Raw genomic sequence first — 15652 nt, forward strand, 5'->3', positions numbered from 1 at the left:
CGATTATTCAAGAGAATTTGTTTCGTTCCGATCAAACAATGATCTGGCGCTGCTCAAATACAGCATGGCCAAAATGGCTCCATCGAGCATCATCGTAAAGTCCATGAAATAACTTTCGATGCCATTGTATAGTGTGGGCGTCAGATAGGGTGGGATCAGGTAGCCGGCAATAATCGTCAGCAGCCAGAGCGTTCGACCCCAGGGTTTAAAAATCCATACGCCAATGGTTGCGATTATCATCGCCAATAGTACCGATAGCGCCGAAATCATTTCTACCAGGTTAAGTTCCTGGCGGTCTTGCTCGATCAGATACAACTGCAATGGTTGCGGCAGGGTGTCGGTAAAGACAATGTTGGAGAAGACGGCGGCAATCAGGTTTATCCAAACCATAGTGAGCAAGAGTCTTAAGGTTGTTTTTTCCGTCATAAAATTTTCTGCCGCCAAGTTATCCTAACTGACATTTATCATATCTACTCGGGCATTGAACACAACCCCTGTTGCCCCCTGAACAAGCACCATTTCTTTAAACACTTCTGCTTCCTCTTTAGTTACCGGACCTACTTATGCCCTATCTCTAGGAGCCGTAATAAAGACGCTCTCAACCCTCAACCGAAAGCTGAAGTGAGTCAGGGTAGTATCAAAAATGGTAATGAAGAAGGGTGTATGGGATTACATATACATGTGTAGAAATTTAATGCTGAGCCCCATGAGTTGAGGCTCAGTTACCAGGGCTTAAGAGTGTAATATCTCTACTGGGCCATGATCATCGCAATGACCATTGTGTACATGATGCAGACGCCCATTGACCACATAGTCGATATGATCACCATGGGGAACCGCTTCGTGGCCACAGCCAGGACCGTGGACATGATCAGGCCCGCACTCACATTCCATAGGATGGCAACCATCAGGGTTTTTGTCACTGACATCTAAAGTGTGTTCGTCGTAATGATCGCCATGTGGGCAATGTAGATGACCATCGTGAATGTAATCTACATGATCACCATGTTTGATAGCTGTGTGACCACAGCCTTTGCCATGCTGATGGGAGTGTTCGACATGGGGTTGATTGCAATTTGCCATAATACCTCCAGCTTGAGGGAATGCGGGGAAAAAGCTCACTAAATTAAGCCTAGTAACCCTGAATCTAATTGCAAGCCAAGTTAGCTTTGTGGTTTCGCAGCCACCTGCGCCTGTGGTAAAATCGCCGCCTGTTTAGCTCGCTGTTTTTTCCTTATGCCACAACAAGATCAAACCAAATCAGGCGTTATCAATGCTATCTGTGCTTACACCATTTGGGGGTTAGCACCAATCTACTTCAAATTGTTGCAACAGGTGCCTGCCACCGAAATTTTGATGCATCGGGTGGTATGGTCCTTTGTGCTGCTGATAGCAATTATCCTCGCCATGGGTAATTGGCCAAAAATGAAAGCGGTGATTCAGCAACCCAAAACCATGATATGGCTGGGAATTACCGCGGTTATTCTCGCCACCAACTGGTTGATTTTTATCTGGGCAGTAAATAATAACCATATTCTTGAAGCCAGCCTGGGGTATTACATCAACCCGTTACTCAATGTTGCTTTGGGAATGATATTTCTCGGCGAAAGACTTTCGAAATGGCAGGGAATCGCCGTCTTACTTGCCTTTGTTGGCGTACTGATCCAATTAGTTAGCCTGGGTACGATTCCTTACATTGCCCTTGCTTTGGCAGCCTCTTTCGGTATCTATGGATTACTGCGTAAAAAGCTTATGGTTGATTCTGTCTCCGGGCTATTTATTGAATCCGCCTGGTTAATGCCTGCGGCCCTGATTTACTGGATGCTGTTTTTAGACACGCCTACCAGTAATCTGATGGAAAATGACACCAATCTGAATCTGCTGTTAATTGCGGCAGGGCTGGTAACCACAGCGCCGCTACTATTTTTCACCGGAGCTGCAAAACGGCTAACCTTAGCCACACTAGGGTTCTTCCAGTATATCGGCCCAAGCATCATGTTCATCATCGCCATCAGCGTTTATCACGAGCCATTAGTGTTTGAAAAACTTATCACCTTCGCATTTATCTGGTCGGCTCTGGTGATTTACAGCCTCGACTCTTACCGAAAACACCGCGCCAATAAAAAGACACTTTCTTAGACATCTGAGATGGGCTCTTATTCGGTTTTCAAATACTAAAAAAACCAATAACGAAAACTGCCGCAGAGCCCAGTAAAAATGTAACAATAGGAAATTTTTACTTACATTTTAGCTATTTAAGTTAATTTATATCACTTTAAACCTAGATTCTGATCTGCTAATACTAGTCATCGGCTTGATGATCTTTCGTACTTTATTCAGACGAATTTTCATCCTACGAGTTGACAGAACAATCTCCAGAAATTGGTCATTGTTGTCTCGAAAGCTAGCGCGTTCTTAACTGTTTTAGTTGCTTTTATCGCTACCAACATAGCTAAGAGCCAAACGCAATTATCGAATAATTGCATCACTAAGAATAAAAAGGATCAGGGAAAATGTTTAAACGAACATTACTACAACGAACCATAACCATGTTAGCCGGTACGGCGATGTTGGCAATTCCTTCTCTGGCAGCGAATGCCGCGGAAGAAGAAGACATCGAACGTATTGAAGTAACCGGTTCTCATATTAAACGAACCGATATGGAAGGCCCTTCCCCCGTAACCAGCCTTTCTTCTGAAGACATTTCAAAATCAGGCGTAACAGATTTGATCGGTCTATTCGCCAAGCTACCTATCTCAGGCCAGGGAACATTCTCAACTCAGGCGAATAGTTCCGATGATACGGCAAATGGTGGTTCTAGTGTTTCATTGCGAGGACTGGGTGCAGATTCTACTCTGATCCTGGTAAATGGACGTCGTGTTTCAGTGAGTCCATTCGCGAAATCCATCGATACGGCGTTCGTCGATATCAATAATATTCCGCTTTCAGCGATCAAACGTGTTGATATTCTGAAAGATGGTGCATCAGCAACCTATGGTTCTGACGCTATCGCCGGTGTAATCAATATCATTCTTCGTGATGACATGGACGGTGCCGAAGTCAGCGTTAAATACGGTGATACTGCCGATGGCGGCGGTGAAGAGCAAAACGTCAGCCTTGTCTGGGGTAGTACTGGCGAAAAAAGCAGCCACACATTTGTCTTAGACTACTTCAAGCGCGAAGAAGTCCTTTATGCAGACCGTGATTACTCCAAGTCAGCAAACCAGGCTGCGGCTCGACCAAACGATCCATTTGCAACAGATTTTCGTTCATCTTCCGGTATCCCGGGTACGATTGCACTAGCCTCTGACCCGACGGTACGAGTTCCGGACACCTTTGGTAATGACGTCTGTGCGCCAGAAGATATTGATGCAGCAAACAACTTGTGTCGTTACGACTATGCGCCACATATGTCGATGTTCCCGGCAACCGAACGATTCAGCTATAACTACATGGGTAAATATGAAGTTAGCGACTCAATCGAAGCCTTTGCTGAGCTAAACGGCCAGAACTCTAAATCTATTGTTCGCGGTGCAGGCTCTCCTTCATTTAATGAATTGTTCATGTCAGGTGATAATGCCAATCATCCGTTCGCCGATGATCCGAGCTCTCTTTATTACCAACAGGATCTGACCATGCGTCGTCGTACCGTTGATATCGGTAACCGTCAGAAGAATGTTGATAGTGATTACTACCGGGTAATTTTAGGTGCTCGTGGTGATATCGGAGAATGGAACTGGGAAGCGGCATATAGCTATATCAAAAGTGAATCCACGGAAATGGGTGTGGACGGTTTCCCGAATTCCGAGCGTATTCAACAAGCCATTGATACCGAACTTTGGAATCCATTTGAACCATCAACCAATACCGAAGAAGCGCTGGCTTTTATCGAGACATTTACCACTCGTACCGGTAAATCAACCAACAAATCTATTGATGCGAAAATCTCTGGTCCGGTATTTTCCCTACCAGCAGGTGATTTAATGCTAGGTTTGGGTGCTGAGTATCGCGAGCAATCGATCAGTGATAACCCAGATGATCAGTTCTTACGTGGCAATGTTTTTGGTACCGAGGCAACTCAAGCCAATGCCAGCCGCGATAACACCTCAATTTTTGGTGAATTGATTGTCCCGGTTTTCGACAGTTTAGAATTGCAATTCGCACTTCGATACGAAGACTACAGTGATTTTGGTACGACTACCGATCCGAAAGTATCATTCCTTTGGACACCGACCGATAACCTGAGCTTCCGTGGCTCATACGGTACCGCGTTCAGAGCACCATCACTGCACCAGATTGGTCTTGGCCGTACCGATGAATCTCCAAACCTGGTAGATGATATTCGTTGTGCCGCAGTAGGTAACATCAATAAGGCTTGTGAGCCTCAGGAATACACCGCGGTGTTTGAAGGTAACCCAGATCTGGGACCTGAAGAGTCTACATCTTATAACCTTGGTGTAATTTACAACATTACCGACAACATCAACTTCTCGCTGGATTACTACAACTACGAAATCGAAGATATTATCGATTCCGATACTCAGTTCGTATTCTCTAACTTTGGTGATGATCCAAATGTTGTTGAACGTTTACCTTCGAACATTCCTGGCGATCCGGGTGAAGTAGTCACGATTTTTGATTCATTCCAAAACATTGGTGACTTAGACACTTCGGGTATCGATTTAGATTTCCGTTGGGATCTTGAAACCGGTTTTGGTGATATCAAACTCGCTTATATCCTCAACTATGTGCTTGAGTACGAAGATCGTCGCCCGGATGGTATGGGTGGTCAACGTATTGACACAGAAGTAGGTGATTTCGAGCAACCAGAATTCCGTTGGACGGCTTCGGCTGACTGGGTTGGCTTTGATGAAAACCTTGGCGTAAATGTCGCCATCAACTATATCGATGAATTTGAACAGGATGCTGCAGTACAAGCTGATGGTATGCCAAATATCGATTCATTTACCACAGTTGATACTGCGATTAACTTCTATGGTATTAAAAATACGGTACTGACTTTAGGTGCGACGAATCTATTCAATGAAGAGCCGCCGTTCACCTATCATGACTTTATGGGCTTTGTTGTAAACGTTCATAGTGGTCAGGGACGCTTCGCTTACTTACAGGCGAAATACTCCTTCTAATAAAAATGGGGAGCAACGCTCCCCATTCTTTTCTTAACACTTAGCAATAGGTTCAAATCATATTTCTGCCGTCTGCCGTCTGCCGTCTGAATTTTAAATTCGAAATTTAAAATTCTAAATTGCTTCCAAATTCGCAAACTCCACCATCAACCACTTGCTGCCGTGGTCAGCGAAATTAACCTGCACGCGACCTTGCGCTCCACTACCTTCAAAGTTCAGCACTACACCGTCGCCAAATTTCGCATGACGAACCTGCTGCCCGAGTTTAAACCCGGAATCAGCAAAGGTTTCCAGAGAAATCGTATTCGAGAATCGACCTGTGGTTTTCGGCTTTGCGGCCTGATTTTTCATCCGGATTTCTTCCAGGTACTGGTCTGGAATTTCCCGTAGGAATCGACTCGGACGATGGTATTTTTCCTGTCCGTATAAACGACGGGATTCGGCGTGACACAAATACAGTTTTTCCATGGCACGGGTCATCCCCACATAACAAAGGCGACGTTCTTCTTCCAATCGCGAGATATCATCACCGGATTGTTGTGATGGGAACATGCCTTCTTCCATACCCACCATAAATACCAGAGGGAACTCCAGACCTTTGGCGGAATGCAAGGTCATTAACTGCACTGCTGCTTCATATTCATCAGCCTGAGATTCACCCGCTTCCAATGATGCATGAGTTAGAAATGCCGTCAGTGGCGTCATTTCATCTTCCACTTCCGGATCTACTTCAAACGTCTGACATGCGGTTACCAATTCATTTAAGTTCTCAATTCGAGCCGCAGCGCGTTCACCTTTTTCCGCTTGATACATGGCTTTCAAACCTGAGTGTTGAATCACATGATTGGCTTGCTGGTCGAGGTTGAGGTTTAAAGTGTCATCTTCTAACTGATCGACTAAATCGATAAACGCTTTAATCGATTTGGCCGGACGAGCTGAAAGTTGCTCGCCTTCGATCATGCGAATACAGGCTTCCCATAAAGTCGAGCCATGGCTTCTGGCGGCATCCCGAACTAACGAAAGGGTTTGGTTACCTATGCCTCGGGCTGGGGTATTAATAATTCGCTCAAATGACGCATCATCATTACGATTATTCATCAATCGCATATATGCCAACGCGTCTTTAATTTCCTGACGTTCGAAGAATCGTAAACCACCATAGATGCGATAGGGCAACTGCGCCTGCAGTAACGCTTCCTCGAGCAAACGTGACTGGGCATTAGAGCGATACAAGATAGCCACATCATCGAGACTATTACCTTCGTCCAGCCATTGTTTGATACGGCTACTGACAAAGCGTGACTCATCCAAATCATTAAAGGCGGTATAAACAGAGATTGCTTCACCGTCTGAATCTTTTGTCCAGAGATCTTTACCAAGGCGATTATTGTTATTGCTAATCAAAGCATTGGCAGCATTAAGTATATTGCCAGTAGAACGATAATTTTGCTCAAGACGAATGGTTTCAGCGCCATCAAAATCTCGTAAAAAACGCTGAATATTTTCAATCTTGGCACCACGCCAGCCGTAAATGGACTGATCATCATCGCCAACAATCATCACATTACCGTGCTCGCGACCCAGCAAGTTTAACCAGGCATATTGAATGGCATTGGTATCCTGAAATTCGTCCACCAAAATGCGTGAGAACCGGCGTTGATAGTGCTCAAGAAGCACTGGATTGTTGAGCCATAATTCATGGGCACGCAATAACAGCTCAGCAAAATCTACCAGGCCTGCGCGGTCACAGGTGTCCTGATAAATTTGATAAATCTTTTTAAAAGTTTCTTCGGTAGGATCGTATTGAGCATCGATATGTTTAGGACGTAGGCCTTCATCCTTTTTGCCATTGATGTACCACATCGCCTGCTTTGCTGGCCATTTCTTCTCATCCAGCTGCATTGAACGAATCACCCGTTTTAACAGACGCAGCTGGTCATCGGAATCGAGCACCTGAAAACTTTGCGGCAACTTGGCTTCCTGAAAATGCATGCGCAATAATCGATGGGCAAGACCATGGAAGGTACCTATCCACATACCATGAATATTACTACCCACCGCTTGCTCAACCCTGGCACGCATTTCCGCCGCTGCTTTGTTGGTAAAAGTTACCGCCAAAATACTATGGGGAGAGACATTCTCGACTCGCATTAACCAGGCAATTCGATGCACCAGAACCCGGGTTTTACCACTACCAGCGCCAGCCAGAACCAACATATTCTGTGCCGGGGCCGCTACTGCTTCCCGTTGTTTATCATTTAACGAATCGAGTAATTCAGAAACATCCATAGTGAATTTTTTGCCTGCAAGCTGATTAATGCGTGTATCCGCTCTCATGGAAAAGCATGAGGTGTGGGATTAATAATGAGGGACAGTATACCAGTATTTTAACTACTGTATATAAACACAGAACAATTGATCGCCGATCAATTGTTCTTGGAACGTATCGCAGGCGATGCTTCGAGTACGTGACGGAAAACGTCACTTCGAGTACACAATCAAAGATTGTTCCTAGCACGCTGATGTCATCAGCTCCGAGTACACGCTGTTTCGAGTAGCGAACATGGACGTTGGTATGCAGAATTTGTCGGGAACTGAAATTAGCTTTTCACTGGGTGAAGATTTCATCGCTGAGGACGTTGTCGGTTTTAGTCATGGATGGCTTGTATGCAGAAAATGCAGGAGCAATTTTCTGTGAAGACGCTGTCGAAAGTTCGAACTTCGTCATTGCGGCGTAGGCCGTAATCTTGCTCTTCGCGCTAAAACTCTAAAATGGCTGAATGGCTGAATGGCTCTAGTGTGCAACAAGCGGGAGTTACAACTCCCTTAGTACGCATCGTGAGCGATGCTCCGGGTACGTGACGGAAAACGTCACTTCGGGTACACAATCAAAGATTGTTCCGGGTACGCGACAAAAAACGTCGCTTCGAGTGAAAAGCAAAAACCTTGAGTCAATAGCTGAAGTTACCACTTTCTTTAGAAGAGGACTGCGTCGGTTTTGGCCATGGATGGCTTATATGCAGAAAATGCAGGAGCAATTTTCTGTTTTGGCCATGGATGGCTTATATGCAGAAAATGCAGGAGCAATTTTCTGTTTTGGCCATGGATGGCTTATATGCAGAAAATGCAGGAGCAATTTTCTGTGAAGACGCTGTCGAAAAGGTTTAAATTCGTCTTTGCGGCGTAGGCCGTAATCTCGTTTTTCGGGATGGTATTTCAAAGTGGCTGAATGACTCTAGTGTGCCACAAGCGGGAGTTAAAACTCCCTGAGTACGTATCGCAAACGATACTCCGAGAGCGTGGCAGAAAGCGCCACTTCGAGTACACAATCAAAGATTGTTCCGGGTACGCGACAAACAACGTCGCTTCGAGTAAAAAGCAAAACCCTAGAGTCATTCCCTGATACTACCGGGAATCTTAGCTAGGGCCGAATGTCTCTAGTGTGCCAGCCAGAGTCATACGCAATTTCGTTTTTATACTCCGTCATCCCAGCATGATGTTGGCTGGGATCTCCCTTCGACTTCCAGAGATTTGTTTACTTACCTTTTTGAAAAGTTGAAATAAATGAAACCACAGTACGCCACATGAGATCCCACTCAAAGACATAGTGGGATGACGGCGCATAATAAAAAGAAAGTGAGAGGTTCACTGACTCTAAATCGCTCAAAGCCGTCATTTTAGTTCAGGCTTTAACATGTGCGTTGAACATTTTACACGGCCAATATATGAATAAAAACATACAAACAAACAGCGCTTTGTAAAAGAAAACTTTGGGATAAAACTCTGGAAGCAGCCAACCAATTAGCAACGCAAATAACACGCTACTAACTAATAGAGTGAGCAAAACCATGCCAACAATACCAATAGCTTTCAGCGTATTTTCTTTAGCTGAAATAACATTACTTTTCTCAACAATTGTGATGAATACGACATAGAAAAAAATCACAATCAAATTAGCTAAAATTAAATCCATACTTTCCTTTGCTGGCAATAACTACTTGCGCTGAATGACTGTCGTTCGCTCATCACGGTCCCTAGTCACATTGTTAATTTACCGGTTTACGCTGCCCCAAACAATGTGCACAAATTTAAACCAGCCGATAACAAGACTCAGAACCAATTAAAATAAATTCCATGGCCACTCTCCAGCAATTAAAGACATGCTACCGGCCAGAAAGAATACTGCCCCCATAATTAAAGAAAACCTGAAACGCCAGGGGTGGTTCCGGCAGTAATTTTTCACTTCTTCTTTTTCTTGAAGGAGTGCACCCATATTAATCAAAAGAACTACTGGAATAGAAGATATAATTAATATCAGACCACTCAAACGATTTTGCAGTAAATTATCACCAGATAAGTCGTAAAGCACAGTCGATATTGAAAGAAGTAGCAAACTGAAATGATTAAATAGAAGTGGATATTCGCTCATTTCCCATGGTGATTCATGCAACGAGCCTTCTTGCCCTACACCTAAAACTACCGCCATTGCGGCCCACCAAACGAGATAATAAAATCCGGATGTGAGTGACTTTTCAATCAAAAAGATATTCAATATTGAAATGTAAACTGCCATTCCTAGCATAACTAGGGCAGTCGTTTTTTTTATTTTCATCATTCCATGATTACCACTTTGTTATCAGAACAGAGATTAATAAAATCAATGAGCTTGCCATGGTTCCATCACAGGCTGACTTCACGTATCGGCCAATCTGGCAATTTCTCCTGCAAATCCGATAGAATCACCGAGCGATCACCGCGCAATACGATTACCGGTTTACGGGAAAACAATGCTTGAGCTTCGTCTTGCAGACTATTCGGGCTCTGCGCCGCCAACCACTGGCTAAGGGGAATTTTCTTGTTGAGTAAATCCTGCACATACGTCCGTTGAGCTAAATAGGCTGAAGCATAGAGAAGACGTTCCTGACTTTGAAGATATTGCTTCAATGTATCAAACTCGGCCTCTGGCATCGGTAACTGCCGCGCCAGTTCCAGATGATCCAACACACCTTTGACGAATGCGCCGGTATGCTCAACGCCGGTATTGGCATAAAACTGCAAAGTTGTCGAAAGAGGTTCGTTCGCACAGTATCCATGAACCCCATAAGTCAGACCTCTAACGACCCGAAGATCGTAATACAAGCGACCGCTAAAACCTCTCCCTAGCCAACTGGCAAAACTCCGGCAAGCCTCTGTACTTGGCGTTTCACCTTGTAGTAACCGATAGCCGATTCGTACCTGAGTCTGCACGGCACCCGGTGCATCGATTAACAAGATTTCTCCACCATCAGATTCAGGTTCACTCATAACTGTGCTCGTGGATTGTTGCTGCGGCTTCGGCAACCATGACATGGCATCTGCCAGCACCTGAGTTTCTTCCGAACCACCATAGCTAATCAATAACCATTGATTCTCTGCCACCAGTTCTTCCAGAAGTTGTGCCACAACCGTTTGATCCAGTCCTTTAATAAGTTCAGGATCCTCTTGGCTAGTCAAATAAGGGTGATGTTCCCCTAGCACAGTTTTTTCCCAAACCCGATCAATTTCGCTGCCAGATACAGCCTCAAACTGACGTTGAAGCCCTTGCCGGCGCTGCACTTCGCGAAGATCTAAATCGGCATACCCCTCTGCCCGCAAAAAACCCAATAAACTAGCGATAATCTCTTGAGGGGGAACAGAAGTTGGGCAATTCATGCTCAACTTTATGCTGTGCAGAGTCAAACGCGTCTGCATACCATCGCCACAAGGCATAGCTCCTTCAGCTTGCAAGGCTAACTCGCGAAGAAGAATTAGCTCGGATATCAGCGCCTTCTCATTTAAAGGTTTATTCGGGCTAAGTCCAACCAAAACCCATTGCTGCTGACCATCATTGTTTGCCGCAAAACGATGCCAGGGGTGACCGGAGGCAAGCATTGTAACCTCAGGGTTAGGCACTAATGTTGGCGCCAGTGGAGCCACTTCAGGCAGGTTGTTAGGTTTAAACTCAGGTAAGGTTGGAGCCTGTACCTCAGTAAAATTAATGTTTGTGTGTTGGCAACCACTTAGCCCTAAGCTCAACGCGACCAATAACGCGGTAATCAAACGAGTCTTCAAAGTCTTCAAAGTCTTCAAAGTCTTCATAGGATTTTGGCCTCCAAACTATCGGCCCAGGAGTCGGGCAACCACTCGAGGACATGCTTACCCCAGCGTGTGTACCAGGGCGGCTGTAAGTCCAGCCGCAAAGTCCCAGCCATAAAATATTCCTGGGCAACTCGTTGAATTTGCTCTGGCGTCACCTTTTCAATCCGAGCCCAGGGACCCGTTAAAGGTGTCAAAGCGTCCTGCTTTGAGGTGGCTGATAGAAAAATAGCTAAATTCTGAGGGTCATTCAGACGACTAAGTTGCCCTTGTAGCCAGTTATTCTTGAGTTGATTAAGCTGTGTTTCATCTATTGGTGCTTGCGCCATATCGTCTATCAACACTTTTACGTTAGTCGCCAGACGATCCAATGACGCTCGAGCGCGCGGCACTAGCGCTATAGCGGTCACACCATGCAATTCCAGACTCTGAGATATGGAATATGCCAGCAGTTGATCAGGATCAGACAACCGAGTCTGCTGTATCAGGCTGGCATAATCTTGCACCAGGTAACGCTCCAGTAAAGTGATGGCTGCTGCATCCGGGTGATTGCTGGGTACCGTATGCCAGCCAAGTAATAACACTGGCCAGGGACCGCGGGCATCGGTAATTGAATCATGATAATCACCACGTTCGATGGTAAGGGGTTGATCGTCTCTAAGCGGCGCTGGCGTATCGTTGTTCCAGGAAGCAAACTCACGTTCCACTATGGTTAAGGTATCCGTTTGCAGCGCCCCCACCAGACTGAGTTGCATGCTCTCAGGGCGGTAATGCTGGCGATGAAACTCGGTAAGGCTATCCGGGGTAGCGGCCAACAGATCTTCTCGTACACCAATCACAGGGTGACCATATGGGGTTCCCGCCACGAGTGCAAGTAAGTGTTCCATAGCTGAGCGCACATAGGGTTGCATATCAACTGTTTGTGCCATCTCCTGCAGTACTGTGTCGATTTCGCTGCTCACACTTGCGTCAGTCAGCACCGGTCGTTGAAAGCGATCTGCATCCAACACCAGCCCTAATTCCAACGCTTCTGCTGGCAAGGTCAGGAAATAGTTGGTGTAATCAAATGACGTTGTGGCATTAAAACGTCCTGCATAAGCACCAATGGTTTGTATATAGGTATCACCCGGTGCGTGCTCACTGCCTTTAAACAGCATATGCTCAAATAAGTGCGCATAACCTCGCTCGTTGGAACCTTCATCCCGTGATCCAACTTCAAACTGGCTAGCGATGGAAACACTCTGCGAATCGGGTAACGACAACAAGCGCAACTGCAAGCCGTTAGCCAAAGTGCGATATTGTATCTTTGCTTCCCAATCATAAAGAGGCTGTGCCATCTGCGCTAAAGATGCAGCGGTATGCTCTTGCGCCGACAAGGTTCCAGACATGGATAGTGCCACAGCCAGTAGCGGTCCTTTGCTAATTAAGCTCACGTTAAACTCCTAATAAGCTCGTCAATTCGATTCTGTTTTTAGTGACTCCGAGAGTCAATGGTGTGGCAACAGCAGTGGTGAAAAGTAAGTGTATGATGACAGATTGGCACTGATATTCATTGCAATTCCCTTTAATAATCCATGAAAACTCCTGCAAAGAAGTACACCATATTACTTACTTATAAAAATTAATTAAAGCATTAAAAACAGATGGTTATGGAATTACAACTCCTCCTTAATTGAGTTGACCACCGCAACGCGTACTATCGCCACAAGCTTGTTATTTTCAATAACGGCCTACGTCAAAAACAAAAAACGGTGCCGAAGCACCGTTAATTAAAAATATGAAGCCTTTGTTGTCAGTGACCATGGCCATAACCGCGTTAACTGTCTTCCAAAATGCGACATCGGGAGCATTTATCCACCGACGAAGTCTGTCACCCGAAAACCTGTTAACGATAAGGTTTTCTCTCTCGACATTCGTCTGTCTCTCGGAAATCTGACAACAATAAGATTTCCTCGTTAGTATTTCGCCGCTTCATCAGCCGCAGGAATCGACTCCAGGATAAATTCCCGTAAATCTTCATTGGAAAGTTTTAAATCTTCATGACGCAGATACATCATGTGACCAGAGCGGTAGCCTTTAAAGCTTAAACGGTCACGCATCTTACCGCTTGGGTCCAGCTGCCACATATTATATTTACCGTCGAAATAATTGGTGGCACCGTCATAGTAGCCGCTTTGAATCATCACATTCAGATAAGGGTTTTGTGCCATCGCTAAACGCAGGTTTTCACCGGCGTTATTATTGCTGCGATCCCAAGGATGAACCGGGCCGAACATATTGTATTTAACGTCAGTCTTATAGTTTAACTCTTCACTAAAGTAGTAGTTAATCGCTGGCGTAAATGAGTGCAACCATGAAGTTAGTTCAGGCCAGTAATCCGGGCGTGCACCAGATTCTTTCTTATCAATACCTAAGTAACGGGAATCCAGACGACCAACGGTTTGACCGCGATCATTTAACACCATTTTCCAGAAATAGGCAGTATCGATATCCAGGTTATTCTGTAATACCTGTTGCTTGCTTAAGCCGGAAAAATACGCCACTTTTTCTGCTACTTCAGAGCGCTTATCAGCATTTAAAAATGCGCCCTGAGCCAATGCTGGCAGATAATCATTAATCGCATAGTTCTCTGCAAGTTCTAATACTTCCAGTAGATCCATCGCCTGCAAATCTTCGCTCAAGGCTTTGTGATACCAGGCGGTTGCGGCGAAATAAGGTAAACGGTTTGCAGCTTTTACCGGACCGTCACGCTCGATGCCAATGTCAGTCGGAGATACCAGAACCACACCGTTTAAGTACATCCACTGCTGATTCTGAAGCGCTAAAGACAATGCCGAGACACGAGTCGTGCCATAACTCTCACCGATTAAAAACTTAGGAGAGCGCCAGCGCTCGTTGCGAGTCACAAAGGTATTTAACCACTCGGCAAGATATTTCACGTCTGCGTTAACACCAAAGAACATTTTTTGCTGCTGATCTTTGCTCGGCAATTTTCCGTCTTTGTCTTTTAGCATTCGTGAGTAGCCAGTATTTACCGGGTTTACGAAAACGATATCGGCAACATCAAGTACCGAATAAGGATTAGTTTTCACCCCATAAGGTTGTAATGGATAACCCTCATCATCGATATGGATAACTTTTGGACCTGTATAAGCGATATGCATCCAGACCGAAGCCGAACCCGGGCCACCATTAAAAGAAATCAAAAGCGGGCGAGTACCTGAATTTTTTACATCGCTACGCTTGTAGTAGGTGTAATGGATGGCGGCAATCTTTTCGTCCTGCTCGTTCCAAAGCGGCTGGGTACCGGTTGTCGCTGTGTACTTAACTCGCTCACCATTTATCTTGGTTTCATGTTTAGTGACCACCTGATGATCGGCTTGCTGAGCACGAGGTAACGTCGACGAGGTTTTTGATACATAAGCGGAAGCGGGGATAGCAACTGCAAGGCTGACAATTGCCAGCAATAAAGAAGGTAAACGCATAACTATTATTAACTTAATGAAAGATGACCCTAAGTGTAATCACGATTTTTTAATTAATACCAGCGTTGTGTGTTGAATTGCCGTTTTGAAAGGATAATTGACAATATTCGAGTGAAATTTATCGCCAGGGTATTACCAACAACAATAACCAGAGATACTTACAGGAAAGTTTGTAATTGCTCGACTTTATCTAACTGCATTGTAGGCAGGGTTTTTAATGGCTTTTTCACAATAGCGAAGCTTTGATTATTCACCCAGGCAGTCTGACACCCAGCTCGCATTGCGCCAAAAATATCGGCATGGGTACAATCGCCAACGTGAAGCAATTGCGAAGGTGTAATGTTGATAAACTCGCAGGCCTGATGAAACATATCATTTTCTGGCTTTTGTAAATTGCCATTGCCGGCAAAATAGGTATCGACAAAACAGTGGCGAATACCGATATCATCGACGCTGACATTACCATTGGATATGGCAACCAGAGGGAATTTCTCAGCAAGGTTTTCCAGCAGCTTAATAACCTCATCAGAAACGGTAAGATTGTTTCTGTGCCTTAGAAAAAACGCGAAAGCATTCTCCGCTTTTTGCTTTGCTTCAGCCTCTTCATAACCTAACTTGACCAAACCTAACGTTAATGTCGCTAGCCTAAGTGCAGTTACATCGTGGGATAAAGCCGGGTTCTGTTGCAAACAATATCTGCGTTGTTGCCACCAGAAGTTTGCAGTCACTTCCTGAGTTGCTGGTATCAGGGTCTGCAAATGCTGCTTCAGAGCAGCTTCTGCACGGGTGATCACCGGATGATTATCATAAAGGGTATCATCCAGATCAAAACTCAAGGCTTTAAACGGTTTTAAGCGTCGATAGAATCGCACAATGATTGCTCAGTGGTTGCTCAGTTATTACTCA

At 45.0% G+C, this 15652-nt stretch carries 11 protein-coding genes; 2 read left to right on the top strand and 9 right to left on the bottom strand.

From position 1 onward, the window contains the following. Nucleotides 1–3: 3 nt before the first annotated feature. Both FNC98_RS15165 and FNC98_RS15170 read right to left on the bottom strand, forming a co-directional pair. Entirely contained in the window at nucleotides 4–426 is a 423-nt protein-coding gene (locus FNC98_RS15165; RefSeq protein WP_144035121.1) for a hypothetical protein, read from the bottom strand. A 306-nt stretch (nucleotides 427–732) separates the two neighbouring features. Next, a complete protein-coding gene (locus FNC98_RS15170; RefSeq protein WP_144035122.1) occupies nucleotides 733–1083 on the bottom strand; it encodes a hypothetical protein in 351 nt (116 codons plus the stop codon). A gap of 153 nt (nucleotides 1084–1236) precedes the next feature. Here FNC98_RS15170 and rarD point away from each other — a divergent pair, with 153 nt between their 5' ends. Continuing rightward, nucleotides 1237–2139 carry an EamA family transporter RarD gene (gene rarD, locus FNC98_RS15175; RefSeq protein WP_144035123.1) on the top strand — a complete coding sequence of 301 codons (903 nt, stop codon included), beginning with the start codon at nucleotides 1237–1239 and terminating at the stop codon, nucleotides 2137–2139. A 428-nt stretch (nucleotides 2140–2567) separates the two neighbouring features. Continuing rightward, nucleotides 2568–5147: a TonB-dependent receptor plug domain-containing protein gene (locus FNC98_RS15180; protein ID WP_260680683.1), complete on the top strand. Its 2580-nt coding sequence runs from the start codon at nucleotides 2568–2570 to the stop codon at nucleotides 5145–5147. Between the two features lie 114 nt (nucleotides 5148–5261). Here the strand turns inward: FNC98_RS15180 and uvrD are convergent, their stop codons facing one another. The 7 genes from uvrD to FNC98_RS15215 form a co-directional block, all read right to left on the bottom strand. Next, nucleotides 5262–7436: a DNA helicase II gene (gene uvrD / locus FNC98_RS15185; RefSeq protein ID WP_144035596.1), complete on the bottom strand. Its 2175-nt coding sequence runs from the start codon at nucleotides 7434–7436 to the stop codon at nucleotides 5262–5264. A 1393-nt stretch (nucleotides 7437–8829) separates the two neighbouring features. Continuing rightward, nucleotides 8830–9120, bottom strand: coding sequence for a hypothetical protein (locus FNC98_RS15190; RefSeq protein ID WP_144035124.1), 291 nt, complete (start codon nucleotides 9118–9120; stop codon nucleotides 8830–8832). A gap of 147 nt (nucleotides 9121–9267) precedes the next feature. Continuing rightward, on the bottom strand, nucleotides 9268–9762 hold the full coding sequence (locus tag FNC98_RS15195) for a hypothetical protein (protein ID WP_144035125.1): 495 nt from the start codon (nucleotides 9760–9762) through the stop codon (nucleotides 9268–9270). A gap of 65 nt (nucleotides 9763–9827) precedes the next feature. After that, on the bottom strand, nucleotides 9828–11264 hold the full coding sequence (locus FNC98_RS15200; RefSeq protein ID WP_144035126.1) for an insulinase family protein: 1437 nt from the start codon (nucleotides 11262–11264) through the stop codon (nucleotides 9828–9830). Continuing rightward, nucleotides 11261–12694: a M16 family metallopeptidase gene (locus FNC98_RS15205; RefSeq protein ID WP_260680373.1), complete on the bottom strand. Its 1434-nt coding sequence runs from the start codon at nucleotides 12692–12694 to the stop codon at nucleotides 11261–11263. Before FNC98_RS15205 ends, FNC98_RS15200 begins: the two co-directional genes overlap by 4 nt. Nucleotides 12695–13216: 522 nt before the next feature. Beyond that, nucleotides 13217–14746 carry a S10 family peptidase gene (locus FNC98_RS15210; RefSeq protein WP_144035127.1) on the bottom strand — a complete coding sequence of 510 codons (1530 nt, stop codon included), beginning with the start codon at nucleotides 14744–14746 and terminating at the stop codon, nucleotides 13217–13219. Nucleotides 14747–14904: 158 nt separating this feature from the next. Further along, a complete protein-coding gene (locus FNC98_RS15215) occupies nucleotides 14905–15618 on the bottom strand; it encodes an HAD-IA family hydrolase (RefSeq protein WP_185968002.1) in 714 nt (237 codons plus the stop codon). Between the last annotated feature and the right edge of the window lie 34 nt (nucleotides 15619–15652).

Origin of the sequence: Thalassotalea sp. PS06 (genome assembly GCF_007197775.1) — a bacterium.
In the GTDB taxonomy this organism is placed as follows: Bacteria; Pseudomonadota; Gammaproteobacteria; order Enterobacterales; family Alteromonadaceae; genus Thalassotalea_A.